This is a genomic window from Stenotrophomonas muris (assembly GCF_052751275.1).
Genome location: NZ_CP199879.1, coordinates 4,098,933 through 4,121,976, shown reverse-complemented (window position 1 = coordinate 4,121,976; position 23,044 = coordinate 4,098,933). Strand labels below are relative to the sequence as shown.

At 67.7% G+C, this 23,044-nt stretch carries 20 protein-coding genes and 1 pseudogene; 13 read left to right on the top strand and 8 right to left on the bottom strand.

All coding sequences use genetic code 11. The features are described 5' to 3' along the window. Positions 1 to 145: 145 nt before the first annotated feature. Positions 146 to 1,021, bottom strand: coding sequence for a tryptophan 2,3-dioxygenase (locus ACUVWL_RS19080; RefSeq protein WP_014648689.1), 876 nt, complete (start codon positions 1,019 to 1,021; stop codon positions 146 to 148). Positions 1,022 to 1,356: 335 nt separating this feature from the next. Between ACUVWL_RS19080 and pdhA the strand changes: the two genes are divergently transcribed. From pdhA to ACUVWL_RS19060, 4 genes are read left to right on the top strand one after another with little or no spacing between them, the layout of a single operon-like run. Beyond that, a complete protein-coding gene (gene pdhA / locus ACUVWL_RS19075; RefSeq protein ID WP_014648690.1) occupies positions 1,357 to 2,439 on the top strand; it encodes a pyruvate dehydrogenase (acetyl-transferring) E1 component subunit alpha in 1,083 nt (360 codons plus the stop codon). Beyond that, the gene (locus ACUVWL_RS19070; protein WP_005414714.1) at positions 2,432 to 3,499 is read left to right on the top strand and encodes an alpha-ketoacid dehydrogenase subunit beta; all 1,068 of its coding nucleotides are present in this window, start codon (positions 2,432 to 2,434) and stop codon (positions 3,497 to 3,499) included. Before pdhA ends, ACUVWL_RS19070 begins: the two co-directional genes overlap by 8 nt. 1 nt (position 3,500) lies before the next feature. Beyond that, positions 3,501 to 3,854 (top strand): SH3 domain-containing protein, encoded by a 354-nt coding sequence (locus tag ACUVWL_RS19065; protein ID WP_012512332.1) that lies wholly within the window; start codon positions 3,501 to 3,503, stop codon positions 3,852 to 3,854. Continuing rightward, a complete protein-coding gene (locus tag ACUVWL_RS19060; RefSeq protein WP_046432903.1) occupies positions 3,851 to 5,239 on the top strand; it encodes a dihydrolipoamide acetyltransferase family protein in 1,389 nt (462 codons plus the stop codon). Before ACUVWL_RS19065 ends, ACUVWL_RS19060 begins: the two co-directional genes overlap by 4 nt. A gap of 123 nt (positions 5,240 to 5,362) precedes the next feature. On the opposite strand, the gene ACUVWL_RS19055 is transcribed toward ACUVWL_RS19060, so the two are convergent. From ACUVWL_RS19055 to ACUVWL_RS19045, 3 genes are all read right to left on the bottom strand, one after another. Beyond that, positions 5,363 to 5,749, bottom strand: coding sequence for a VOC family protein (locus tag ACUVWL_RS19055; protein ID WP_014648692.1), 387 nt, complete (start codon positions 5,747 to 5,749; stop codon positions 5,363 to 5,365). Positions 5,750 to 6,032: 283 nt separating this feature from the next. Continuing rightward, a complete protein-coding gene (locus ACUVWL_RS19050) occupies positions 6,033 to 6,740 on the bottom strand; it encodes a helix-turn-helix transcriptional regulator (protein WP_014648693.1) in 708 nt (235 codons plus the stop codon). Beyond that, positions 6,740 to 7,375, bottom strand: a complete 636-nt coding sequence (locus ACUVWL_RS19045; RefSeq protein WP_172617726.1) for an NAD-dependent dehydratase — start codon at positions 7,373 to 7,375, stop codon at positions 6,740 to 6,742. Before ACUVWL_RS19045 ends, ACUVWL_RS19050 begins: the two co-directional genes overlap by 1 nt. Positions 7,376 to 7,481: 106 nt before the next feature. Here ACUVWL_RS19045 and ACUVWL_RS19040 point away from each other — a divergent pair, with 106 nt between their 5' ends. Then, positions 7,482 to 9,020 carry a GGDEF domain-containing protein gene (locus ACUVWL_RS19040; RefSeq protein WP_014648695.1) on the top strand — a complete coding sequence of 513 codons (1,539 nt, stop codon included), beginning with the start codon at positions 7,482 to 7,484 and terminating at the stop codon, positions 9,018 to 9,020. Between the two features lie 65 nt (positions 9,021 to 9,085). Here ACUVWL_RS19040 and ACUVWL_RS19035 read toward each other — a convergent pair whose 3' ends face one another. Beyond that, the gene (locus ACUVWL_RS19035) at positions 9,086 to 10,012 is read right to left on the bottom strand and encodes a DUF808 domain-containing protein (RefSeq protein WP_014648696.1); all 927 of its coding nucleotides are present in this window, start codon (positions 10,010 to 10,012) and stop codon (positions 9,086 to 9,088) included. A 205-nt stretch (positions 10,013 to 10,217) separates the two neighbouring features. Here ACUVWL_RS19035 and ACUVWL_RS19030 point away from each other — a divergent pair. Beyond that, a pseudogene (locus ACUVWL_RS19030) lies at positions 10,218 to 11,867 on the top strand (ABC1 kinase family protein); the annotation flags it as partial. A gap of 244 nt (positions 11,868 to 12,111) precedes the next feature. Continuing rightward, positions 12,112 to 14,217: a phosphoglycerol transferase I gene (locus ACUVWL_RS19025; RefSeq protein WP_445978667.1), complete on the top strand. Its 2,106-nt coding sequence runs from the start codon at positions 12,112 to 12,114 to the stop codon at positions 14,215 to 14,217. 493 nt (positions 14,218 to 14,710) lie between these two features. On the opposite strand, the gene ACUVWL_RS19020 is transcribed toward ACUVWL_RS19025, so the two are convergent. Both ACUVWL_RS19020 and ACUVWL_RS19015 read right to left on the bottom strand, forming a co-directional pair. Next, positions 14,711 to 17,131 carry a DUF3772 domain-containing protein gene (locus tag ACUVWL_RS19020; RefSeq protein ID WP_288496598.1) on the bottom strand — a complete coding sequence of 807 codons (2,421 nt, stop codon included), beginning with the start codon at positions 17,129 to 17,131 and terminating at the stop codon, positions 14,711 to 14,713. A gap of 95 nt (positions 17,132 to 17,226) precedes the next feature. Next, on the bottom strand, positions 17,227 to 17,475 hold the full coding sequence (locus ACUVWL_RS19015) for a hypothetical protein (RefSeq protein WP_014648700.1): 249 nt from the start codon (positions 17,473 to 17,475) through the stop codon (positions 17,227 to 17,229). A 182-nt stretch (positions 17,476 to 17,657) separates the two neighbouring features. Here ACUVWL_RS19015 and ACUVWL_RS19010 point away from each other — a divergent pair, with 182 nt between their 5' ends. The 3 genes from ACUVWL_RS19010 to ACUVWL_RS19000 all read left to right on the top strand — a co-directional run bounded on the left by ACUVWL_RS19010 (position 17,658) and on the right by ACUVWL_RS19000 (position 19,980). Then, the gene (locus tag ACUVWL_RS19010; RefSeq protein WP_032958822.1) at positions 17,658 to 18,152 is read left to right on the top strand and encodes a lipocalin family protein; all 495 of its coding nucleotides are present in this window, start codon (positions 17,658 to 17,660) and stop codon (positions 18,150 to 18,152) included. Between the two features lie 13 nt (positions 18,153 to 18,165). Further along, positions 18,166 to 19,374: an NAD(P)/FAD-dependent oxidoreductase gene (locus ACUVWL_RS19005; RefSeq protein WP_197605372.1), complete on the top strand. Its 1,209-nt coding sequence runs from the start codon at positions 18,166 to 18,168 to the stop codon at positions 19,372 to 19,374. 126 nt (positions 19,375 to 19,500) lie between these two features. Further along, entirely contained in the window at positions 19,501 to 19,980 is a 480-nt protein-coding gene (locus ACUVWL_RS19000; protein ID WP_014038776.1) for a hypothetical protein, read from the top strand. Between the two features lie 83 nt (positions 19,981 to 20,063). Here the strand turns inward: ACUVWL_RS19000 and ACUVWL_RS18995 are convergent, their stop codons facing one another. Further along, a complete protein-coding gene (locus tag ACUVWL_RS18995) occupies positions 20,064 to 20,498 on the bottom strand; it encodes a PepSY domain-containing protein (protein ID WP_065178854.1) in 435 nt (144 codons plus the stop codon). A gap of 145 nt (positions 20,499 to 20,643) precedes the next feature. Between ACUVWL_RS18995 and ACUVWL_RS18990 the strand changes: the two genes are divergently transcribed. From ACUVWL_RS18990 to ACUVWL_RS18980, 3 genes are read left to right on the top strand one after another with little or no spacing between them, the layout of a single operon-like run. Beyond that, positions 20,644 to 20,934 (top strand): PepSY domain-containing protein, encoded by a 291-nt coding sequence (locus tag ACUVWL_RS18990; protein ID WP_049403791.1) that lies wholly within the window; start codon positions 20,644 to 20,646, stop codon positions 20,932 to 20,934. Then, entirely contained in the window at positions 20,934 to 21,593 is a 660-nt protein-coding gene (locus tag ACUVWL_RS18985) for a response regulator transcription factor (RefSeq protein ID WP_049441948.1), read from the top strand. The genes ACUVWL_RS18990 and ACUVWL_RS18985 overlap by 1 nt, the downstream gene beginning before the upstream one ends. Further along, the gene (locus ACUVWL_RS18980) at positions 21,590 to 22,918 is read left to right on the top strand and encodes a sensor histidine kinase (RefSeq protein WP_227863690.1); all 1,329 of its coding nucleotides are present in this window, start codon (positions 21,590 to 21,592) and stop codon (positions 22,916 to 22,918) included. Before ACUVWL_RS18985 ends, ACUVWL_RS18980 begins: the two co-directional genes overlap by 4 nt. Positions 22,919 to 23,044: the final 126 nt, after the last annotated feature.

Genomic DNA, 23,044 nt, shown 5'->3' with positions numbered 1-23,044 from the left:
GCTGTGCAGTTGGAGCAACGCGCGAGGATCACCGACTTCTGCCGTTCACGTCAAATACACGCCGTTTGAGGCAGGTGCCAGCCTGCTCGCTGAACTTGCATCTGAAACGATCCAGCCAATGGCCGGGGTCCAAGCTGAATGGGGGTCAGCCCAGTTCTGCCGGGGGTGCCGCCTGCAGGCTGGTGCGCACCTGGAACAGTTCGGGGAAGAAGGTCAGCTCCAGCGCCTTGGCCAGGAAGCCCACGCCGGACGAGCCGCCGGTGCCGCGCTTGAAGCCGATCACGCGCATCACCGTGCGCATGTGTCGGAATCGCCACAGCTGGAAGGCGGTCTCCAGGTCCACCAGGTCCTCGCACAGCGCGTACTCGCGCCAGTAGCGGTCGGTGTCCTGGTAGATGCGCTCGAAGACCGGCTGCAGCGCGTCGTCAGCCACGTGCGGCTGGGTCCAGTCGTGGGATTCGTACACCGCCGGCACGGCATGGCCGAAGCGGGCCAGGTACTTCAGGAATTCCTCGTACAGGCTCGGCGCCTCCAGCACGATGCGCAGCTGCGCCTGCCCGGCCGGGTCGTGCTCGAACACCTGCAGCATCTGCGCGTTCTTGTTGCCCAGCAGGAACTCGATGTAGCGGTACTGCAGCGACTGGAAGCCCGAAGACGGGCCCAGCACGTCGCGGAAACCCATGTATTCGGACGGGGTCAGCGTTTCCAGCACCGACCACTGCTCGGTGAGCTGGCGCAGCACCTGCTTGCTGCGCGCCAGCACCTTGCGGCACTGCCAGACTTCATCGCGCTGCAGGAAGCCGATCGCCGCACGCAGTTCGTGGCCGAGCAGCTTCAGCCACAGCTCCGAGGTCTGGTGCTGGATGATGAAGAGCATCTCATCGTGGTGCGGCGGGTTGGACAGCGGCTGCTGCGCGCTGAGCAGCTGGTCCAGCCGCAGGTAGCCGCCGTAGGTCAGGCGTCCCTGCAGGTCGGTGTGGATGCCGGCTTCGAGATCGCGTTGGTTGTTGTCGACGGACATGGGCGGGACCAGATCGGGGGCGGCAAGGGTAGCGCGTTGCCGCCGCGCTGGCAGCCGCCGGGTCCATACCGGGGCGTGCGGTGCCCCGTGGAGCATTGGCCGATGCGGGGCCTGCGCGTGGAACCGATCGGGTCGTTGCGCCAGCAGTCAGCCAGAGGCGTATTCTGATGCTTTGCAGCAACGACTGAATACGTTGTTGTTATTGGCCCCCCACCCGCCGGCAGGGGTAAAACAGGGCGTTGCCGTGTTGCGGCGCAGGAAGGCTATTCCGTACGCGTTCCTTAACATGGCGATTCATATCATTTGTAACTTCTCTGTCGAAGGTGCAGTACGCAATGACGGTTGCCGCTGAATTCAAGATCGAATACCTGCAGTACCTGGATACGGACGGCAAACTCGTCCGCGATGACCTGCCCGCGTCGCTGCGCGACCCCAAGGTCCTGGTACCGCTGTTCAAGCAGATGCTGTTCGTACGTACGTTCGACAGCAAATCCATTGCACTGCAGCGCACCGGCAAGCTGGGCACCTATGCCGCCTGCCTGGGCCACGAAGCCGCGCACGTGGGTATCGGCGCGGCGATGCAGAAGGACGACGTGTTCGCGCCTTCGTACCGCGAGTATGGCGCGATGTTCATGCGTGGCGTGCGCCCGCACGACGTGCTGATGTACTGGGGCGGCGACGAACGCGGCAACGATTACGGCGGCAACGCGGCCAAGGACTTCCCGTTCTGCGTGCCGATCTCCACCCAGTGCCTGCATGCCGCAGGCGCCGCGCTGAAGTTCAAGCTCAACAAGGAACCGCAGATCGCCGTGGCGGTGTGCGGCGACGGCGGCAGCTCCAAGACCGACTTCTACGCGGCACTGAATTCGGCCGGCGCCTACAAGCTCCCGCTGATCCTGTGCATCGTCAACAACGGCTGGGCCATCTCGGTCCCGCGTTCGGCCCAGACCGGTGCCGAAACGCTGGCGCAGAAGGGCCTGGCTGGCGGCCTGCACTGCCTGCAGGTGGACGGCAACGACCTGATCGCGGTGCTGGCTGCCATGGAGCAGGCGCGCGAACGTGCGCTGGCCGGCGACGGTGGCACCGTGCTGGAACTGATGACTTACCGCCTGTCCGACCACACCACCGCCGATGACGCGCGCCGCTACCGCGACGATGCTGAAGTGAAGGACGCCTGGCAGCGCGAACCGATGCTGCGCCTGCGCAAGTACCTGATCAACGCCGGTGTGTGGAGCGAGGATGAGGAAAGCGCCTGGGTCGCCGAGTGCGGCAAGCGCGTGGACGAGGAAGTGAACCTGTACCTCAACACGCCGGTGCAGCCGGTCGAGGCGATGTTCGACTTCCTGTATGCCGATCCGCCGCCGGACCTGCTGGCCCAGCGTGCCCAGGCGATCGCCCTGGAGAAGCGCCATGGATGAGATCAAGAACGGCGCGCCCGGCGCGCACACCAACGCCGCCGACAGCGCTGCGGTCGCGCGCGGAGAAGAGAGCATGACCACCACCCCGATCACCCTCATCGAAGCCATCACCCAGGCGCTGGCCTGGGAGCTGGAACACGACCCGTCGGTGCTGGTGCTGGGCGAGGACGTGGGCGTCAACGGCGGCGTGTTCCGCGCCACCGCCGGGCTGCAGCAGCGCTTCGGCTCGGACCGCATCCTCGATACCCCGCTGGACGAAACCACCATCGCCGGCCTGACCATCGGCCTGGCCGCACAGGGCATGAAGCCGGTGGCCGAAGCCCAGTTCGACGGCTTCATGTACCCGATGGTCGACCATATCGTCTGCCACGCGGCACGCCTGCGTTACCGCACGCGTGGCCGCCTGCACTGCCCGATGGTGCTGCGCGTGCCGTGGGGCGGTGGCATCCGCGCGCCGGAACACCACAGCGAAGCCAACGAGGCGATCTTCACCAACGTGCCGGGCCTGCGCGTGGTGCTGCCGTCGTCGCCGCAGCGTGCCTATGGCCTGCTGCTGGCCGCGATCCGCGAGCCGGATCCGGTGATCTACATGGAGCCCAAGCGCATCTACCGCCAGTACAAGGAAGTGGTCGTCAACGACGGCGAAGCCTTGCCGCTGGACGTCTGCTTCGTGCTGCGCGACGGCACCGACGTGACCCTGGTGACCTGGGGCGCGCAGGTGAAGGAAGCGCTGGAAGCGGCGGACAAGCTGGCCGGCGAAGGCATCAGTGCCGAAGTCATCGACGTGGCCACGCTGCGTCCGCTGGACTTCGCCACCATCGCCGAATCGGTGGCCAAGACCGGCCGCTGCGTGATCGTGCAGGAGGCCCCGAAGACCGCGGGCTTCGGCGCCGAGATCGCCGCGCGCCTGGCCGAGGAATCGATCTACGACCTGCTGGCACCGGTCGAGCGCGTCACTGGCTACGACACCCACATTCCGCTGTTCCGCCTGGAAATGAAGTACCTGCCGAGCGTTGAGCGGATCGTGGCTGCGGCCAAGCGCGCGGTGGCGGCCGGCTGACATGCGGGCCCGCCTTCTGGGGGCTTACCGCAGCCAGTATCCCAACCCGCTCCGGTTCCGCACCGGCCAGATCGTCGAAGTAGGTGTCCGTGACGAGGAATGGCCGGCGTTTGCCTGGGTACGCACCAACGATGGGCGCGCTGGATGGGCGCCCATCGCCTGGTTGCAGCTGCTGGACGAGGGTCGCGCCGAAGCGCTGTGCGACTACGACGCCCGCGAGCTGGATGTGGAAAGCGGCGAGATGGTGAAGCTTCATCACGAACACGGCGGGTGGTGGTGGTCCGAGCGCGCCAATGGCGCGACGGGCTGGCTGCCGGCCCGCGAACTGGAACTGCTGGAAGAGAACTGCAAATGAGCCAGACCAAGAACTTCAACCTGCCCGACCTGGGCGAAGGCCTGCCGGACGCGACCATCGTCGAGTGGTTCGTCAAGGAAGGCGATGTGATCAAGCTGGACGAGCCGCTGGTGTCGATGGAGACCGCCAAGGCCGTGGTGGAAGTGCCCTCGCCGTTCTCCGGCAAGGTGTTGAAGCTGTCCGGCGGCGCCGGCGACATCATCCCGACCGGCTCGGTGCTGGCCAGCTTCGAACTGGACCCGAACCTGCCGCAGCGAGCCGATGGCCAGGACACCGGCCACAGCCATGGCCACGCTGCACCGGCGGCCGCACCGACCCCGCCGCCGCTGCCGGCTGCGGCCGCTCCAGTTGCCGCCGAGGAGGCCAAGCCCGCCGCGGCCGAGCGCGATGACGCCGGTACCGTGGTCGGCGCGATGCAGAGCTCCAATGCCGTGCATGCCGAACAGGCGCTGGCCGTCGGTGGCGTCAAGGCCGTGCCGGCCGTGCGTGCGATGGCGCGCAAGCTGGGCGTGGACCTGAGCCGCGTGGCCGCTACCGGCACCGATGGCGCGGTGACCATGGCCGACGTCAAGCAGGCTGCCGCCAACGGCAGCGCCAAGCTCGGCGCTGCTCCGGCACCGGTTGCCGCTGCTGCCTATGCCGCGCCGGCCCCGGCGCAGGTGTCTGCCCCGGTGCAGAGCGAAGCCCGCACCCCGCTGTCCGCCGCCGGCAAGCCGATGCGTACCCAGCCGCCGGGCGTGGTCGCCAAGGGCCAGCCGGAACCGCTGAAGGGCGTGCGCCGCAACATGGCCCGCGTGATGGCCGATGCGCACAGCAAGGTCGTGCCGACCACGCTGAACGACGACGCCGACATCCATGCCTGGCTGCCGGGCAACGACGTCACCGCCCGCCTGGTGCGTTCGATCGTGGTCGCCGCGCAGAAGGTGCCGGCGATGAACGCCTGGTTCGACGGTGAAGCGCTGACCCGTACCCTGCACGCGCAGGTGGACATCGGCATCGCCGTGGACACCGACGACGGCCTGTTCGTGCCGGCCCTGCGCAACGCCGACATGCTCGACGCACGCGGCATCCGCGAAGGCGTCAACCGCCTGCGCGAGCAGGTGGAATCGCGTTCGATCGCGGCGTCGGAACTGAGTGGCTACACCATCTCGCTGTCCAACTTCGGCATGTTCGCCGGCCGCTACGCGACCCCGGTCGTGGTGCCGCCGTGCGTGGCCATCGTCGGTGCCGGCCGAGCCCGCCACCAGATGACCCCGGTGATGGGCGGCGTGGAAGCGCACAAGGTGATCCCGCTGTCGGTCACCTTCGACCACCGCGCAGCCACGGGCGGTGAAGCCGCCCGCTTCCTGCGCGCGATGATGGACGACCTGGCACTGGCCAGCTGATCGGCCACCTGACAGGTAGGTGCCAACCGTTGGTTGGCACATGACTTGGAGAGAACGCCGGGCATTGCCCGGCGTTTTTTTTCCGGCATCCACGCATGGCGTGGATCTACACAATGCGGGCGATCAATCGCGCGCGACCATGCCTTCGGCGCGGCTGTACACACGCAGCCGGTGGCCATCAGGGTCGGCACCGACGAAGGTGTGGCCGAACTCCAGCGTCACCGGCGACTGCAGGATCTGCACGCCGAGCCCACGCCACGCATCGTGCATCTGCTGCACGGCCTCGGGGTTTGCGACCACCATCGCCAGTTCGGCGGCGCCTGCCTGCGCAGACACCGGCGGTTGCACGTCATCGCGTTGCCACAGGCCGAGTGCGGCGCCATCGCCGAGCAGGAACAGGGCGAAGCCAGGCGACTGCTCGACCGGCGGTTTGCCGAGGATGCCGCTGTAGAAGGTGGCGCTGGTGGCGACGTCGCGCACGTACTGCAGCAGGGTGCTGGGCGTGAACATGGGGAAGCTCCGTTGTTGGGAGCGATCATGGTGGTACGGCCCTGCTGACAGATTCTGTCAGTAGCGGCGAGCGTGCTCTACTGCCGTCGCTCCTGCCCTGGTAGAGGCCGAGCTTGCTCGATGCCGTTGCCACTGCCCTGGTAGAGGTCGAGCTTGCTCGACTGCTGTTCGCGAAGATCAAAGGCGGTCGAGCAAGCTCGCCCCCTACCAGGAGCAAAGTGCGAAGGCCGCCCTCCCCCAGAGGCAGGAAGCAGAACGCAGCAGCAGTCGAGCAGGCCCGACGCTACGAACGGTCCAGCCAGTCCGGCGCGATGCCCTGCGCCTTCTGCCAGCGCCGCAGCAGCGTGGCGCGTGGTACGAGGTAGTGCTCCTCCAGCACGCGCACCTGGCGGATGCGATCCAGGCGGAAATGGCGAAAATCCTCGCGGCGCTCACACCACGCCGCCAGCATCGGCACCTCATCGAAGTAGCCCAGCGCGAACGGCCAGACGATGCGCTCGCTGCGCTGGCCGTGCGCGTCCTCGTAGCCGAACTTCAGGCGCTGCTGTGAACCGACAGCCTCTCGCACGGCCTGCAGACGAGCTGGGGGAACCTTGGCCGCCGCACGCGAAGGGCCCACCCGCAGGCCACTGTCACGCAGGGCCTCGCGCCGCGCTGCGGGCAACACATGGGCGATGCGCGCCAGGGCATCGCGTGCGGCTTCGGCCAACGCGGGTTCGGTACGGGCCGCAACCCAGCGCAGGCCCAGCACCAGCGCGTCGATCTCGGCCGGTGGCAGGGTCATCGGCGGCAGGGTATCGCTCGGCGTCAGCTGGTAGCCGACGCCGGCCTCGCCGCGCAGGTCGGCGCCCTGCTCGCGCAGGGTTTCGATATCGCGGTACAGCGTGCGCAGGCTCACTCCCAGCGCGTCGGCCAGCACCTGGCCGGCCACCGGCCGCCGATGGCGGCGCAGCAGCTGTTGGAGCTGGGTCAGGCGCAGCGCACGCGACATCAGCCGGCCAGTGCGCTCGATGCCACCACGTGCTCACCCGGTTGCGGGGCCAGCGCGGCCTCGACCAGCGCCTTGGCGATCTCGCTCGCCGGGTTGATCCGCCACGCCCGCGGCAGTACCGGCCCCAGCACGCCCAGCACCTTCAGCGCGAGACGCTCACCGCGCCGCACCTCGTTGCGCTCGCCGCCGATCAACCCTGGGCGGACCAGGGTCAACGAGGTGAAGCCCAGCGCGCGCAGATCGCGCTCCAATTCACCCTTCACCCGGCTGTAGAAGATCGACGACCGCGGATCGGCACCGGCTGCGGAATTCAGCACATAGGTCTGCGCACCCTTCGCCTGCGCCAGACGGGCGAACGCCAGCGGGTAATCATGGTCGATGCGATGGAAGGCCTCGCGGCTGCCAGCCTGGGCAATGGTGCTGCCGAGCGCGCAGATGACCGCGTCCACGCCCGCCCACCCGGCGGCGGCGGGCAGCGCATCGAAGGCCAGTACCGGGTTCTCCAGCTTCCCGTGGGCTGCGCCCAACGGGCGACGGGTCGGGGCGATCACGGCGCTGCAGCGCGGGTCGTCCAGCAGCCGGGGCAGGGTCAGCCCACCGACCAGGCCGGTCGCCCCCAGCAACATCACGCGCATCACCACCTCCACTGCGGCATCCTGTCGCCCATCCTAGCCGTTCAAGCCGTCGGCGGCCGCGCCGATATGCTGGAACCAGTCCCTGCCAGCCCCCAGGATTCGCTCCATGACGGACCAGCCCGACCACCGCCCTGCCCCCGGTACCGCCCTTGGGCCGCCGGCACGCGTGCGCGCGGTGGTGGACGATGGGCTGGGCGACCGCGTGGTGCTGCAGGGCGGCGGTGGCGTGGCGCTGCAGCAGCTGTTCGCAGGCGCCGACGCGCCGGAACCGCTGCTGGCCGCGTTCGCCAACGGCATGGCCACCCTGCCCGGCGAGCTGGGCGACATGGGCGACCGCCTGCAGTCGGCGCAGGCCAGCGCCGATTGGCCGCGCTACGGGCGCGCGATGCGGCAGTTGATCGACAAGTACATCCGCACCATCGAACAGCATTCGCCGGATGGGCAACCCGAAAGCCTGCGCCTGTCCGAGCAGCTGCGGCTGCTGCTGGGCGGCGCGGTGGTGGCGCTGCTGCAGCACGACCCGGACCTGCGCGAACAGGCGCAGGCACTGGCCATGCACCTGCGCCAGTGGCAGCCAGGCACGGCGCTGGAACCGATCGAGCAGGGCGTGCGCGAACTTGGCCACCAGGTCGGCGTGCGTGCCGAGAGCTGGCAGGAGCAGCAGGCGCTGCTGCTGGAGCTGTTCGCGCTGCTGCTGGAGAACGTGAGCGAGCTGCTGGATGACCGCAGCTGGCTGCAGGGCCAGATCGCCGCGGTGCGCCAGCTGCTGGACGGGCCGTTGGAAGCTGAGGCGGTCGAGCGCACCCGCGCCGAACTGCGCGAAGTGATCTACAAGCAGGGCCTGCTGCGCCAGGGCATCGACGATTCGAAGGCGGCGATGCGCGGGCTGATGGGCGAGTTCATCGAGCGCATGGATGGCATGGCCACCAGCACCGGCGAGTACCACGATCGCATCGGCAGCTACGCACTGCAGCTGCGCGAGGCGCGCAGCATCGCCGACCTCAACCAGCTGCTACAGGACGTGATGCGCGACACCGGCAAGGTGCAGCAGCAGGCCGCGCAGGCGCGCGATCACCTGGCCAACGCACGGCAGGAAGTGGAGCGTGCCGAGCAGCGCATCGCCGAGCTGGAGCAGGAACTGCGCGCGGCCGGTGACCTGGCACGCATCGATCCACTGACCCAGGCGCTGAACCGCCGCGGCCTGGACGAACTGCTGCAACGCGAGCTGGCCCGTGCCGCACGCAACAACTCGCCGCTGGGCGTGGCGGTGATCGATCTGGATGATTTCCACCAGACCAACGATGCACATGGTCATGCCGGTGGCGATGCACTGCTGCAGCACCTGGTGGCCGTCTGCAAGCTGCTGCTGCGCGCCACCGATGGCATCGCGCGGCTGGGCGGCGACGAGTTCGTACTGGTGCTGCCGGAAACCCAGGGCGCCGACAGCATGGCCACGGTGCAGCGCCTTCAGCGTTCACTGGCGCATCGCGTGCTGACCGTGCAGGACCGGCGCGTACCGGTGCATTTCAGTGCCGGGCTGGCGCAATGGCAACCCGGCGACGACACCGAAACCCTGCTGCGGCGCGCGGACGACGCGCTGTATGCCGCCAAGCGGCAGGGCAAGAACCGCGTGCAGGCAGGCTGACCGTGGATGGGGGTCAGATCCCTTTTCCGTTGGGAAAAGGGATCTGACCCCGAGGGTCTACGTGCTTACTTGCCGCGCAGCTTCTGGAACCCGGTCACCGCCGCCAGCACGATGGCGCCGGCGATGATGCCCACCACCATGTTGCCCGCCGCGCTGACCAGCCAGCCCCACTGGCCCTCGCCGCCCAGCGCCTGTACTGCGTGGTGCAGCGCCGGCACGTTGTGCACCAGGATGCCGCCGCCGACCAGGAACATGGCAATGGTGCCGGCCACCGACAGGAACTTCATCAGCCACGGTGCCGACGCGACCAGGCCGCGACCGAAGGCGGCAACAGCCCCACCCTTGCGCGACAGGTACAGGCCCACGTCATCCAGCTTGACGATGCCCGCCACCAGCCCATAGACGAAGACCGTCATCGCCAGTGCAACCACGGCCAGCGTGACCAGCTGGTTGGTGAACGATGCGGTGGCGACCACGCCCAGGGTCAGTACGATGATCTCGGCCGAAAGGATGAAGTCGGTGCGGATCGCACCCTTCACCTTGTCCTTCTCCCACGCGACCATGTCCACCTGCGCGTCGGCCAGCGCCTTGCGGCGTTCGGTCTGGCGCTCGGCATCGTCGTCGGCCGAATGCAGGAAGCGGTGCGCCAGCTTCTCCACGCCCTCGAAGCACAGGAAGGCACCACCGATCATCATCAGCGGCACGATCAGGGGCACGTTCCAGCCGCGGCTGTGCAGCCAGGCTTCCAGCGCACTGATCGCCAGGGCCGCCGGCACCAGGATCACCTTGTTGACCAGCGAGCCCTTGGCCACCGCCCACACCACCGGCAGTTCGCGGTTGGCGTTGACCCCGGTGACCTGCTGCGCGTTCAGCGCCAGATCGTCACCGAGCACGCCGGCGGTCTTCTTCGCGGCGACCTTGGTCAGCACCGAGACATCGTCGAGCAGGGTGGCGATATCGTCGAGCAGGGCGAACAGGCTGGCACCGGCCATGGGGCGTCCAAGAAAGGGAATAGGCGGATTCTGACCGATCCGGTGTGGACTGCGGAAGACACCGGGTTCACCGCATGCCCACCGCCCCCCGGCGACACTGCGGAATCCGGACATTGCCGGCCCGCAGCCGGCGCTACCTGTCTTCGTCGCATGGGAGTCCCGCTTGAGCAATCCGTCCGCCGCCAATGGCAATCCCCCGCTGGTCAAAGGCATGAGCCGGCGCAGCCAGATCCTGCGCCTGCTGATGCGCTACCGCCATTCGGGCGTGTTCTCGGGCATGAACCTGGATGCGGCAAGCAACCAGGCCGACGTGCCCGCCGACGGCAATCCGGAACAGTTCGTCAGCGACCTGGAAGCGTTGGGGCCGACCTTCGTCAAGCTGGGCCAGATGCTGTCCACGCGGCCGGACATGGTGCCGGTGGAGTTCGCCACGGCGCTGGAGCGCATGCAGGAGAAGGTGGCGCCGATCCCGGTCGAGCGCATCCACGCGATCATCGAGCAGGAACTGGGCGTAGGGGTGAACAAGCTGTTTGCCTCGTTCGATCCCGAGCCGTTGGGCTGTGCTTCGATCGCGCAGGTACATCGCGCGGTGCTGCACGATGGCCGCCAGGTGGCGGTGAAAGTGCAGAAGCCCGAAGTGGCCGCACAGCTGCGCTCGGACCTGGAGGCACTGCGCAGCTTCGCGCTGGCCGCCGATCACCTGACCCAGGTCGGACGCCGCGTGCGCCTGCGCGACTGGCTCAACGAGTTCGCCAAGACCCTGATGCAGGAGCTGGATTACCACGCCGAGGCCGAGAACCTGGCGCGCTTCGGACGGCACCTGCGGCCGTTCCGCCGGTTGTGGGTGCCGCAGCCGATCTGGGACTACAGCAGCCAGCGCGTGCTGACGATGGAGCTTGCCACCGGCGTGCGCGTGGATGCGATCTCCGGCGTACGCCGCACCGAGCAGGACATGGACCCATTGGCGGCGGCGCTGATCCGCGGCTACCTGGACCAGATCTTCGTGCATGGCGAGATCCATGCAGACCCGCACCCGGGCAACCTGCGGGTGATGCCCGACGGCCGGCTGGCGATCTTCGACCTGGGCATGGTCGCGCACATGCCGCCGCGCCTGCGCGAGCGTCTGCTGAAGATCCTGTTCGCGGCGGTCGACGGCCGTGGCGAGGAAGTGGCCGATGACCTGATCAGTATCAGCACGCGGCTGGAGGCCTTCGACGAAGAGCGCTACCTGCGCGAAACCGGTCAGCTGATCGCGCGCTATGCGGCCAGTGGCAGCTTCTCCGAAGGCCGCGTGGTGCTGGACATGGTGCGCATCGCCACCGCCTGCGGCCTGCGCACGCCGCCGGAACTGAGCCTGCTCGGCAAGGCCCTGCTCAACCTGGAAACCGTGTGCCGGCTGCTGGCGCCAGAGCTGGACACGCGCCGCATCGTCGAGCGCCAGCTGCAGCACGTGATGCGTGCGCGCCTGAAGAAGTCGCTGTCTGCAGCCAACATCGCCAGCGAGGCGATGGAGCTGCAGCAGCTGCTGCGTGATGGGCCGCGCAAGCTGTCGGACATCATGGCGCTGCTGGCCGAGAACCGCCTGCAGATGAAGGTCACCGGCCTGGAAGAATCGCGGCTGATGGAGAACCTGCAGAAGATCGCCAACCGCGTGGCGGCCGGCATCATCAGCGCCGCATTGATCATGGCCGCCGCGATGATGATGAGGATCGACACCGGCTGGCACCTGTTCGGTTACCCGCTCATCGCCCTGATCCTGTTGTTCATCGGCGTGGTGCTCGGCCTGGGCATCGTAACCAGTGCATTGCTGTTCGACCGTCGTGCGCGGGCACGCGAAGAACGCGGGCATCGCTAGCGCATCGACGAAAACGCCCGTATTCATGCAGTTTTTAATGCAATCCAGCTACCCCTTTCACGCTCGTTTTACCTTCTGAGCGCGATTACGCGCGCGTCATTTCAACAAACATTTCAGTCAGGTTCGTGCATGCACTATCGGGTCATCGGCCTGTCACATGCATGTGCTTGCGGCAGCGTCGGTCGGATGGACACGCGTCGGTACGACGTCCATCACCACCACCCCGTCACTGCCGAAGCTGCCTATGCTCTGGATACTGCTGCTGTCGTTGTTGCTGTTGTGCTGGTTGTTCCTCGCGTCCGACAAGTGGGTGTGGTGGAAGGCCGGCGCGTTCTCGCTGCTGCTGCTCATGCTCAGCGCGTGGTGGCTGATCGACAAGCTGTCCGGTGATGGGCTCAATGCCGCCACCCTGTACCACCTCGGCGCCGACATGGAAGGTGCCGGTGTCTCCGACTTCAAGGGCTACATCGCCGGCTTCATCGTGTTGGCGCTGGTCTCGCTGCTGCCACTGTTCGCCACACGGGTGAAGCGCTGGCGCCGGCCCGGCCACGGTGGCGCGTTGTTCGCCGGTTTCGCGGCCGTGTGGGTGGCCACGATCATGATCAGCCCGCTGGCCCGTGACGGCCAGCGCCTGTACCAGCAGCTGCGCCCGGTCGACTTCGCCCGCATCGCCCCTGAGTACCAGGTGCCGACGCAGCCGCTGCAGCGCCCGCGCAACATCGTCTGGATCTACGGCGAAAGCCTGGAACGCACCTATCTGGACGAGGCCGTGTTTCCCGGCCTGATGCCCAACCTCAACCGCCTGGCGTCCGAGTCGCTGGACGTGCGTGGGCTGGCCTCGGCCGAAGGCAGCGGCTGGACCATCGCCGGCCTGGTGTCGTCGATGTGCGGCGTGCCGCTGACCACCTCGCAGGGCGATGAAAACAGCATGGACCGCATGGGCAGCTTCCTGCCCAAGGCGGTGTGCCTGGGCGACTACCTGAAGCAGCAGGGCTACACCAACCATTACCTGGGCGGTGCCAACGGCCAGTTCGCCGGCAAGGGCCAGTTCCTGGCCAGCCATGGCTTCGACGAAGTGCATGACCTGGCGTGGTTCAAGCAGCAGAAGAAGATCGGCCGCATCCACTACTCGGCCTGGGGCGTGCACGACGACGTGCTGCTGGATACCGCCTACCAGCGCTTCGAGCAGCTCTCGCGTGCCGGTTCACCGTTCATGCTGACCACGTTGACCATGGACACCCACCACCCGGCGGGCCACCTGCCGGTATCGTGCAAGGGCGAGCGCTACCAGAGCCAGTACGGCAACATCAACATGCTCAACGCGCTCAAGTGCAGCGACCGGCTGATCTCGCAGCTGGTGCAGCGCATCCAGGCCAGCCCGTACGGCAAGGACACGCTGATCGTGATCGCCTCCGACCACCTGGCGATGCCCAACGATCTGACCCACATCCTGACCCGGCAGAAGCGCGAGAACCTGCTGCTGTTCCTGGGCGATGGCATTGCCCCGCAGCAGCTCAGCGCCGACGCCGGCACCACCCTGGATTCGGGTGCGACCCTGCTCAGCCTGCTGGACCCGAACCTGAAGACGATGGGCTTTGGCCGCTCGTTGATCGACAGCCAACGCGCACCCAGCGCCAGCGTGGCGGCCCGGCGCGATGGTGGCCGCGACTACCCGCAGTACCTGGCCTTCGCCCGCTCACTGTGGCTGGGCGAACCGACCCGCGAACTGAAGATCGATGGCGATGACCAAGTGGTGGTCGGCCTGCAGCACGTGCAGCCACCGGTGCTGCTGGAGTACGACAAGGACTGGGGGCTGAAGTCGGTCTACCTGGAGAACACCTCGCGCCAGTTCGATGACGCGGATACGGACAACACGCTGGCCTATGTTGATCGCTGCACCGCGTTCGAGGACGGCTCGGCCGACGGCGACTGGTGTGCCCTGCTCGTCAACCGCGACAACGGCATCAAGCTGTACCGCGACAATGACCTGCGCGGCGGCATCGCGGTCGATGCACCGCTGGACGCATTCCAGGGCCCGCGCCCGAGCGTGCGCCAGGCGCACATGATCACCCAGAAGGGCCGCCGCACCCGTGCCGGCCAGTACATGCTGCAGCTGGTGGCGAGCACGCGCCCGGATCGCGGTTTCTGGATCGAGGCGGTGTCCTCGCAGCGCAAGGTGGTGCTGGCCCAGCAGTGGGTGCAGCCCGATGCCGACGGCAAGATCAACGTGTCGTTCGGGCTGGACCACGAAGTGGATGATCTGGAGATCCGCGCGTGGTTGAACCATGCCGAGAAGCTGGCGGTGGATACGTTCGCACTGGTGCCCTCGCGCAGCCGACCACGGGGATAGGGTTCTTTGCAGGGCTGCGCCCTGCACCCGTGGTAGTGCCGGCCGCTGGCCGGCAACCTCAGAAGCAACGGCAACAGCGTGCAATCCGTGGTTTGGCGGGGCGGTGTCGACCTTGGTCGACACACTCTGTCAGATATCGAAAATCAAGATGGGGTCAGATCCGTTTTCCTCCGGAAAGCGGATCTGACCCCAAGAGCATTTCCGACAGATCGCGGGAAACTGTCGAAGGCGGGGTGGGTCCGGTCGCAGGAGTGTCCGCGGCATGGATGCCGCGGCCAAGCCCCCATGGGTGAGGGCGCTTTGCTTGCGAAGCACTGCTTCGCAAGCGCCCGAACGCACAGCCGCCAGCGGCTGGGCCGGCCTGGGGGTTTACGGCGTCTCCCGCAACCGGACCCACCCCGCCATCCCGCAGGAAATCAGCTGTTGCTGTTGAAGTTGCCGGCCAGCGGCCGGCACTACTGGGGGTGCAGGGCGCAGCCCTGCAAAACAACCCCTACTCCTGCGGGTCGCGGATGATGTGGATGTCGGTCGGGGTCGACAGCGGAATGTTCCGCTCGGCCAGGATCTGCAGCAGGCTGAAGTACAGATCGCTGCGGGTTGCATACACCTGTCGCGGGCTGGCCACGTACGCGAAACTGTTGATGGTGATCTGGCCACCGGCAATGCTGTCGATGTAGACCGTCGGCGCCGGCTGCTTCAGCACGTTGGTGTGCGCGGTGTACGCATCCAGCAGCGCCTGCCGCAGGTTGCCGACATCAGTGCTGGGCGGCACCGCGAACTGGATCTGGATGCGGCCCTGGTTGTTGCCCATCGTCATGTTGCGCACGGTCTTGGTGACCAGCTCGGAGTTGGGCACGATCAGCGTCGACTTGTCGCCCACCTGGATCTCGGTCGATCGCAGGCTGATGCGGCGGATGTCGCCCTCCTGGTCACCCAGCTTCACCCAGTCGCCGATCTTCACCGGGCGCTCGGCAAGCAGGATCAGGCCGGAGACGAAGTTCTGGGTGATCACCTGCAGGCCGAAGCCAATACCCACCGACAGTGCGCTGACCAGCAGGGCCAGCTTGCTCAGCTGCAGCCCCATCGCCGACAGCGCCCAGATCACCGCGATGATGATGCCCACGTATCGGGCAACGGTACTCACTGAATTGCGCGCGCCCAGGTCCAGCTCGGTCTTGGGCAGGTAGGTGTCGGTCAGCCAGCGCTGCACCAGCTGGGTGATCGCCAGGCCGGCCAGCAGCGCCAGTACCGCCAACACGATCCCCGCCGGTGCCAGCTTGGTGCCACCGATATCGAATCCGGTCGTGAACAGTGAAGTGAAGCGCTCCACCACCGCGCCGATGTTGCCGAACGGTGCCACCAGCGCCAGCAGCGCGATCAGTACGACGATGGTACGCAGCGCTGCCGACAGCAGCACGCCCGCCTGTTCCAGCCGCGATACGCTCAGGCCGGTGCTGAGCAGGATGGTCTGGCCGACCTTGCTGTCGGCGTTGAGCATCCACGTGCTCAGGTCATCGACGAACTTGAACAGCAACGTCGCGGCCAACACCACGATGCTGCCGCCGATCAATTGCTGGTTCACGAACTTGGCGAAATTCAGGTAGCCCAGCAATGTGGCAATGATGGCGGCCACCACCGCGATGTTGCCCGCTACCCGGGCCAGTACCAGCCAGCTGCTGCGGCGCACCGGCGTGGCTGCACCCACGCCATCGGCCTGCGCTTCCAGCTTGGCCTCGGCCTCGGCGGTCTGCCGGCGATGCAGGCGCGCCAGGGTCACCAGCATGGCCATGATCAGGCCGAGGTAAGTCAGCGCAATCAGTCCGTCCAGCGCCACCGTGGTGACGTCGCTGGTGCGCGTGGCCTGGTCCAGGGCCACCAGCACCGTGCTCAGCCAGGCCAGCGCCGCCGCGCCCCAGGCGTATTTGCGCAGCTTCAGCGCGGCGGTGTCGTCCAGGTTCAACAGCCGCCATGACGGGCGCTTGGGCACCAGCAGGCAGGCGCTGAGTGCGGCGATGAAGGCCGCGCGGAACGTTGCGGTCTCCAGGCCGTCGGCCACCACCTGCAGGCGCGGCGCGATCGCATCGATGGCATCCAGCGCCGCCATCAGCACCACCACGGCGTAACCGGGCAGCAGCGTGCCCACCAGCAGCAGCCACATGGCCAGGCCGGACCGGCGCAGGCGACCATCGGGCGCACGCTCGGACGCAGCAAAGCGGCGTCCCAGCCTGCGCAGCCACAGCCGCAACGGGAACATCATCACCAGCGCGGCCAGCAGGCCCAGCAACGGCGTGCCCCAGCCATGGGCGCGGATACCGGCGACCAGCGCATCGCGGCCCTGCCCGGCCAATGGCACAACCCGCGCGATATCGATCGGCAGACGCTCGGCCACCTTGCTCCACAGCGCGGGCGACAACGGCGAGGCCACCTTCTGGCCCAGTTCTTCCGTGCGTTGCGCGGTTCGCTGCTGCTCGATGTCCGCCGCCAGCTGCTGCGCACGCACGGCACTGGCCTTGGCCTGCACCACCGAAGCGGCCAGGCCGTCACGCTGCTTGGTGAGGGTGCGCCGTTGCGCCGCCAGCTCCGGCGGCTCAGCGGCCCCTTCTGCCGGCGTTCCCAGCTGCGCCAGCTGTTCGTTGAGTCGGTCCAGCTGCGGCTGCAGCGCCTTTTCCAGCGCCTCGGCATCGCGCCGTGCCTGCGAGGCATTCTCGGACAGCATCGCCAGCGTCTCGGTGGCTTCTGCATCGCCACGCTTGCGCTCCACATCCTTCAGGCTGGAATCGATATCCGCCAGCTGCTGCTTCGGCGTGGGGTCCTCATCCTGCGCCAGCACCGGCGCGGACAGCAGGAAGGCGGTGCACAGCAGCAGGACCCACCAGGGCCCCCGTGCACGGATCGATCGCAGGAAAGAAGACACGCAGCCACACCGGTTCGCGCGGACCACCGCGCCTGCGCGCGACTATACGGCAGAGCCGGTCAAGGCCGGATGGGCGGCCCCGCCAGCGTCGCGCATCAGTACTTCAGCCGAAGCTCTTCCACCGTCGGCTGCTGCAGCGCATACCAGTCCTGGAACTCTTCCTCGGTGATCTCATCGGGCGCGTACACCGCCACCGGGTGCCAGTCGTGGTCGGTCGGCAGCGGCTGGCGCGGGCCGGCGCGCAGGCTGTAACTCACACCTTCGTAGTCGACCAGTTCGTCGACCTGCGGCCACTGTTCGCGCGCGAACGCGGATTCACTCTTCAACAGGATCACCTGGTACATCGGCACCTCCACCTCGGTTGGATCAGGAAAACACGGCGCTGGCGGCAGGATACCCCCAGGCCGGTGACAACGGGCGCTCCGCCGGGGCGACGGAACGTTCTGGACACGGCCATCGCCCCGGCTTCACCCGCCCATGGCAAGGCCATCGGCATCGTGGAGGCCCACCCCTGCCACGACCGCCGATGACCGAGCACCCGCCGCTGAAAACCGTCGCCGACCTCAAGCTGCCGCGCTACCTGGGCACCTGGTACGAGATCGCACGCCTGCCGATGCGCCACGAGCCGGAAGGCTGCACCGACGTATCGGCGCACTACACCCTGCTCGACAACGGCAACGTCGGCGTCACCAACCGCTGCCGCATGGACGGCGAGATCGAAGAGGCCACCGGCGAGGCCTGCGCTGTCGACAACGACAGCGCGCGGCTGGAGGTCAGCTTCCTGCCCAAGGGCCTGCGCTGGCTGCCGTTCGCCAAGGGCGACTACTGGGTGATCCAGATCGCCCCGGACTACAGCGTGTCGCTGGTCGGCAGCCCGGATCGCAAGTACCTGTGGCTGCTGGCGCGCGAGCCGCGCCTGGACGCGACCGTGCAGGACCATTATCTGGCGGCGGCCCGCCTGCAGGGCTTCGATCTGTCCGAACTGATCCAGACGCCACATACCGGCAAACCCACAGCCTGAGCCCCACGCACGCATGGACCTGAAAAGCGGTTACCCGTGGTGGGCCGTACGCAACGGACTGATCCAGGCGTTCCCCCCGCTGGAGAAGGATCTGCGCTGCGATGTGCTGGTGGTCGGTGGCGGCATCACCGGCGCGCTGATTGCCGACGAGCTGTCCCACCATGGCCATGACGTGGCCGTGATCGAGCAGCGTGACATCGGCTGGGGCAGCACGGCGGCCAGCACCGCGCTGCTGCAGTACGAGATCGATACCCATCTGCTCGAACTGGCCGAACGCTACGGGCAAGACGCCGCAGCACGGGCGTACCGGGCCTGCGCGGAGGCAATCCCGGCACTGGGCGAAGTGGCACGCGGGTTGAAGGACGTGGATTTCCAGCGCATGGACAGCCTGTACCTGGCCAGCCGCCATCGCGACGTGCCGCGCCTGATGGCCGAAGGTGAGGCGCGGCGCAGCATCGGCCTGGATGCCCGCTGGCTGGACCGCGAAGCGCTTCGCGAGCGTTTCGACGTGGATGCCGGCGGCGCCCTGCTGACCCGCCAGGCGGCGCGGGTCGATCCCTACTGTCTCACCTACGGCCTGCTCAAACGAGTGCGCCGCCGCGGCGGCCATGTGCACGACCGCACCGTGCTGCACACGCTCAAGCCTGGCGCGCAGGGCGTAACCGCGATGACCGAGGCCGGCGCCACGGTCCGTGCCCGCCACGTGGTCCTGGCCATGGGCTATGCCAACCAGACGTGGCTGGAACAGCGGGTTGCGCGCAACCGCAGCAGCTATGCCTTCATCACCGATCCCATCGAAGCGGACGTGCTCGGCAGGCTGCGCAACACGATGGTGTGGGAAAGCGCCCGCCCGTACCTGTACCTGCGCGCCACCGGCGACCGCCGCCTGCTGGTGGGTGGGCTGGACGACGCCATCGATATCCCCGCCCGGCGCGACCGGCGCGTTGATGGCAAGGCCGGCAAGCTGATGAAGCAGCTGCGGCACTGGTTCCCGCGACTGGATCCGATACCCGCCTTTTCCTGGGCCGGCACCTTCGCCGAAACCGCCGACGGCCTGCCCTTCTTCGGCCCGCACGCGCAGTGGGGACCGCGGGTCCATTTCGCCATGGCCTACGGCGGCAACGGCATCACTTATTCGATGATCGGCGCCCAGCTGCTGCGGGCCCGGATCGAGCGGCGCAGGCATGCGCTGGAATCGCTGTTCGGGTTCGAACGGTTGTAGCGTGCAGCCAGGCATGACCTGGCTCTACCGCAAGCGGGCGCCGACAGGCATCATTCAAGCAACCCCTGCTAGCGTCGGCCTGTACCGCCGCGTGTTGCGTGGCCACCTGTCCGCTGGAGCGCCGTCATGATCCGCCCCCTGACCCTGCTGCTGTGCCTGGCCCTGCCGGGAACCGTGCTGGCCCAGTCCGCCGCTGGCGCCACTGCGCCGCAGGCTGCCGGCCTGGACTTGACGCTGCCGCAGGCGCCGATGCGCTACCTCAACGACCCGGCCCTGCAGCAGGACCCGCCCGGCACCTATTACGGTGACAAGAGCGGCCCGCGCGTGCACGACGATGCGAAGATCGCCGACGTGACCGACGACAAGGTCAAGGTGTCCGGCAGCTTCACCACCGGCATCGGCTATTCGAAGAACGGCGGCAACAGCCACTACAACGCGGCCACGCTGAACCTGAGCAAGAACTACACCACCGATGAAGGCAAGACCCACGGGGTCAACCTCAACATCCACGTGAGTGAGGGCAAGGGCCCGGGCTTCTTCGGCCCGTATGGCGGCTACTACGGCCGCGGGCCGGGCTGGGATTACCCGCCGCCGTACGGCTGGTAAGCCAGCCCCTGTAGAGTCGAGCCCATGCTCGGCTACGGTTGGCCGCAAAGCCGAGCATGGGCTCGGCTCTACAGAGGCCAACGTCAATCCAGCCAGCCATCGCGCTCGCTGTGCAGGATGCGGCCGTCATAGCCGCTCAGGCGCACCTCTACCTTCTGGTTGCGGGCATTGCGGGCTTCCAGCGACCAGGTAGCACCATCGCGTTCCAGCGAATGGATCTCGCGCAGGCCATGCGACTGCGCCCGTGCCAGCACCTGCTCGGTAGTCAGCAGCGCGCGGCCGCTGTGCTCATCGAAGATCTCGCCGGTCTTCGGGTCCACGTAGACCTCGCTGAAGCGGCCATCGGCGCGGCTCACGTCAGCCTCCCACAGGCCATCATCGCGTTCGATCTCGTGGATCTGGGTGTAGCCGGCCTTGCGCAGGGTCTGTTCAACCTGGGCCATGCCCAGCGGCGCGGCCTGTACGGCCGGCGCGACGGCAAGCAGGGCAACAGTGGCGAGGGTGAGCGACTTCAACATGGGGGTTCTCCTGTTCGTGGCCGGACCATCCCGGCAACGCCACGATGCATGGCCCGGTTAACAGCGCCTTAGCCGTGGCTGTTAGCCGGCTGTTAGTCATCCCCGCCACACTCGCGCCTGTACCCCTCTCTCTTTCGTTACCCGCATGCTCGCCACCCTGCCCCTGCTGCTGGCCCTGGCCAACGCCCCGACCGCCGCCGCGCCCCTGCAGGACCCGGCGCAGCAGGTCGCGCGTCGCGCCGTGCAGCAGGGCCGCTACGTGCCGCTGGAGAGCGTGGTGCGCGATGCGCTCAAGCGCTACCCCGGCCAGCTGCTGGAAGTGGAGCTGGACGACGGCGTCTACGAAGTGGAGATCCTGCGCGGCGACGGCGTGGTGGTGGAGCTGGACTATGATGCGCGCAGCGGAAAGCTGCTGAAGACGGAGCTCGACGACTGATGCGCATCCTGTTGGCCGAAGACGATGCCGCACTGGCACAGCGCCTGGTGCCCCTGCTGGAACAGGCCGGCTATGTGGTGGCGGTGGTCGCCGACGGTCGCGAGGCCGAAGAAATCGGGCAGATCGAAGACCTCCAGGCCGCCATCGTCGACCTCGGCCTGCCCGGGCTGGACGGGCTGAGCGTGATCGAGCGCTGGCGCGGCAACGGCCGCAGCTTTCCGGTGCTGGTGCTGACCGCGCGCGGGCGCTGGCACGACAAGCTGGCCGGCTTCGATGCCGGTGCCGACGATTACCTCACCAAACCCTTCCAGGCCGATGAGCTGGTGCTGCGCCTGCGCGCCCTGATCCGCCGCAGCCATGGCCACGCCAGCCCGCGCCTGCACTGCGGCCCGCTGCAGCTGGACGTCAATGCCGGCCGCTTCGAGCTGGATGGACAGGCGCTGCCACTGAGTCCGCAGGAATTCCGCCTGCTCAGCTACTTCATCCACCACAGCGGACAGGTGATCAGCCGCGACCGGCTGGGCGAACAGGTGTTCGACGGCGGCCACGACCCGGACTCCAACGCACTGGACGTGCTGCTCGGACGCGTGCGCCGCAAGCTCGGCATCGACCTGATCCAGACCGTGCGCGGCCAGGGCTGGCGGCTGGCCGAGCCATGAACCGGCAACCGTCGCTGCGGCGGCGCCTGCTGCTGGCCGGCGGCGTCGGGCTGCTGCTGGTCTCGCTGCTGGCCAGCGCTCTGCTGGGCGAGCTGTTCAAGCGCAGCGCGCGCGACCGCCTCGACCACGAACTGCAGCAGGACATGCTGACCCTGCTGTCACAGGCCGAAGTGGACCCGGACGGGCAGTTGCGCCTGCGCCAGGAACCCAATGATGCGCGCTTCCAGCGCGTGTTTTCCGGTGCCTATTGGCAGATCGCCGGTGCCGATGGCCGCGTGCTGCTGCAGTCGCGCTCGCTGTGGGATGAAACCCTGCCGGCGAAGGCCGCCGGGCCGGCCACGCGCAATCTGCCCGGGCCGCTGCAACAATTCCTGCGTGCACGCGTGCAGCAGGTGCGCCTGCCACGCGCCAGCGAACCGTTCGTGGCCGTGGTCGCCACCGACCGCAGCGCGCTGGATGCCGATGTTGCCGCGTTCCGCAAGCGCACCGCCATCGCACTGGGCGTGCTGGTCGCGGCGTGGCTGGCGGTGCTGGCCAGCCAGGTGCACTTCGGCCTGCGCCCGCTGCATCGCCTCGGTGCGCAGCTGGAACGGGTACGTCGCGGCGATGCGCAGCGCATCGACACACAGGGACTGGGCGCGGAGGTCGCACCGCTGGGTGAGGAACTCAACGCGCTGCTGGACCACCAGCAACGCATGGTCGCGCGTGCGCGCACCAGTGCACAGGATCTGGCGCACGCGCTGAAGACTCCACTGAGCGTATTGGCCACCGAAGCTGACAGCGACGGCACGCATTGGCGTGCCACCGTGCGCGAGCAGAGTGCGCGCATGCAGGCCAGTGTCGACCGTTACCTGGCTGCAGGACTGGCTGCCGACCATCGCCAGCGCACCGACGTGGCGGCCGTCGCACAGGCGATGTGCCGGCTGATGGCACGCGTGCATGGCGAACGTGGCATCACGTTCACGGCGGCAGGCATCGATCCGGCGCTGCAGTTCGCCGGCGCCAGTGCGGATCTGGAGGAGATGCTGGGCAACCTGCTGGACAACGCCGGGCGCTGGGCGCAACAGCAGGTCACTGTCGAAGCGGAAACCAGCGAAGGGCAGCTACGCATCGAAGTGCGCGACGATGGCCCCGGCCTGGCCGCAGACGCGCTGGAACGGGTCACCCAGCGTGGTGTGCGGCTGGACGAGCGCGAAGGCAGCAGCGGGCTGGGGTTGGCGATTGTCGGCGATATCGCCGCCAGTTATGGCGGGCGCGTGGCGTTGGAAAATGCGCAGCCGGGCCTGCGCGCGACGTTGTGGTTGCCAGGCATCGTCAAGCAATAGATCGACCTGGATGCGCCGTTGTAGAGCCGAGCCCATGCTCGGCTCGGGGCAGTGCGAAACGCAGCCGAGCGTGGGCTCGGCTCTACAGGCAGCGCGAAGAGCGCCGACCAAGGTCGGCATCTACCA

Excerpts from the sequence above, each read along its gene's own strand:
- ACUVWL_RS19080 (WP_014648689.1), bottom strand. The coding sequence starts at position 1,021 with ATGTCCGTCGACAACAACCAACGCGATCTCGAAGCCGGCATCCACACC.
- pdhA (WP_014648690.1), top strand. The coding sequence starts at position 1,357 with ATGACGGTTGCCGCTGAATTCAAGATCGAATACCTGCAGTACCTGGAT.
- ACUVWL_RS19070 (WP_005414714.1), top strand. The coding sequence starts at position 2,432 with ATGGATGAGATCAAGAACGGCGCGCCCGGCGCGCACACCAACGCCGCC.
- ACUVWL_RS19065 (WP_012512332.1), top strand. The coding sequence starts at position 3,501 with ATGCGGGCCCGCCTTCTGGGGGCTTACCGCAGCCAGTATCCCAACCCG.
- ACUVWL_RS19060 (WP_046432903.1), top strand. The coding sequence starts at position 3,851 with ATGAGCCAGACCAAGAACTTCAACCTGCCCGACCTGGGCGAAGGCCTG.
- ACUVWL_RS19055 (WP_014648692.1), bottom strand. The coding sequence starts at position 5,749 with ATGTTCACGCCCAGCACCCTGCTGCAGTACGTGCGCGACGTCGCCACC.
- ACUVWL_RS19050 (WP_014648693.1), bottom strand. The coding sequence starts at position 6,740 with ATGTCGCGTGCGCTGCGCCTGACCCAGCTCCAACAGCTGCTGCGCCGC.
- ACUVWL_RS19045 (WP_172617726.1), bottom strand. The coding sequence starts at position 7,375 with ATGCGCGTGATGTTGCTGGGGGCGACCGGCCTGGTCGGTGGGCTGACC.
- ACUVWL_RS19040 (WP_014648695.1), top strand. The coding sequence starts at position 7,482 with ATGACGGACCAGCCCGACCACCGCCCTGCCCCCGGTACCGCCCTTGGG.
- ACUVWL_RS19035 (WP_014648696.1), bottom strand. The coding sequence starts at position 10,012 with ATGGCCGGTGCCAGCCTGTTCGCCCTGCTCGACGATATCGCCACCCTG.
- ACUVWL_RS19025 (WP_445978667.1), top strand. The coding sequence starts at position 12,112 with ATGCTCTGGATACTGCTGCTGTCGTTGTTGCTGTTGTGCTGGTTGTTC.
- ACUVWL_RS19015 (WP_014648700.1), bottom strand. The coding sequence starts at position 17,475 with ATGTACCAGGTGATCCTGTTGAAGAGTGAATCCGCGTTCGCGCGCGAA.
- ACUVWL_RS19010 (WP_032958822.1), top strand. The coding sequence starts at position 17,658 with ATGACCGAGCACCCGCCGCTGAAAACCGTCGCCGACCTCAAGCTGCCG.
- ACUVWL_RS19005 (WP_197605372.1), top strand. The coding sequence starts at position 18,166 with ATGGACCTGAAAAGCGGTTACCCGTGGTGGGCCGTACGCAACGGACTG.
- ACUVWL_RS19000 (WP_014038776.1), top strand. The coding sequence starts at position 19,501 with ATGATCCGCCCCCTGACCCTGCTGCTGTGCCTGGCCCTGCCGGGAACC.
- ACUVWL_RS18995 (WP_065178854.1), bottom strand. The coding sequence starts at position 20,498 with ATGTTGAAGTCGCTCACCCTCGCCACTGTTGCCCTGCTTGCCGTCGCG.
- ACUVWL_RS18990 (WP_049403791.1), top strand. The coding sequence starts at position 20,644 with ATGCTCGCCACCCTGCCCCTGCTGCTGGCCCTGGCCAACGCCCCGACC.
- ACUVWL_RS18985 (WP_049441948.1), top strand. The coding sequence starts at position 20,934 with ATGCGCATCCTGTTGGCCGAAGACGATGCCGCACTGGCACAGCGCCTG.
- ACUVWL_RS18980 (WP_227863690.1), top strand. The coding sequence starts at position 21,590 with ATGAACCGGCAACCGTCGCTGCGGCGGCGCCTGCTGCTGGCCGGCGGC.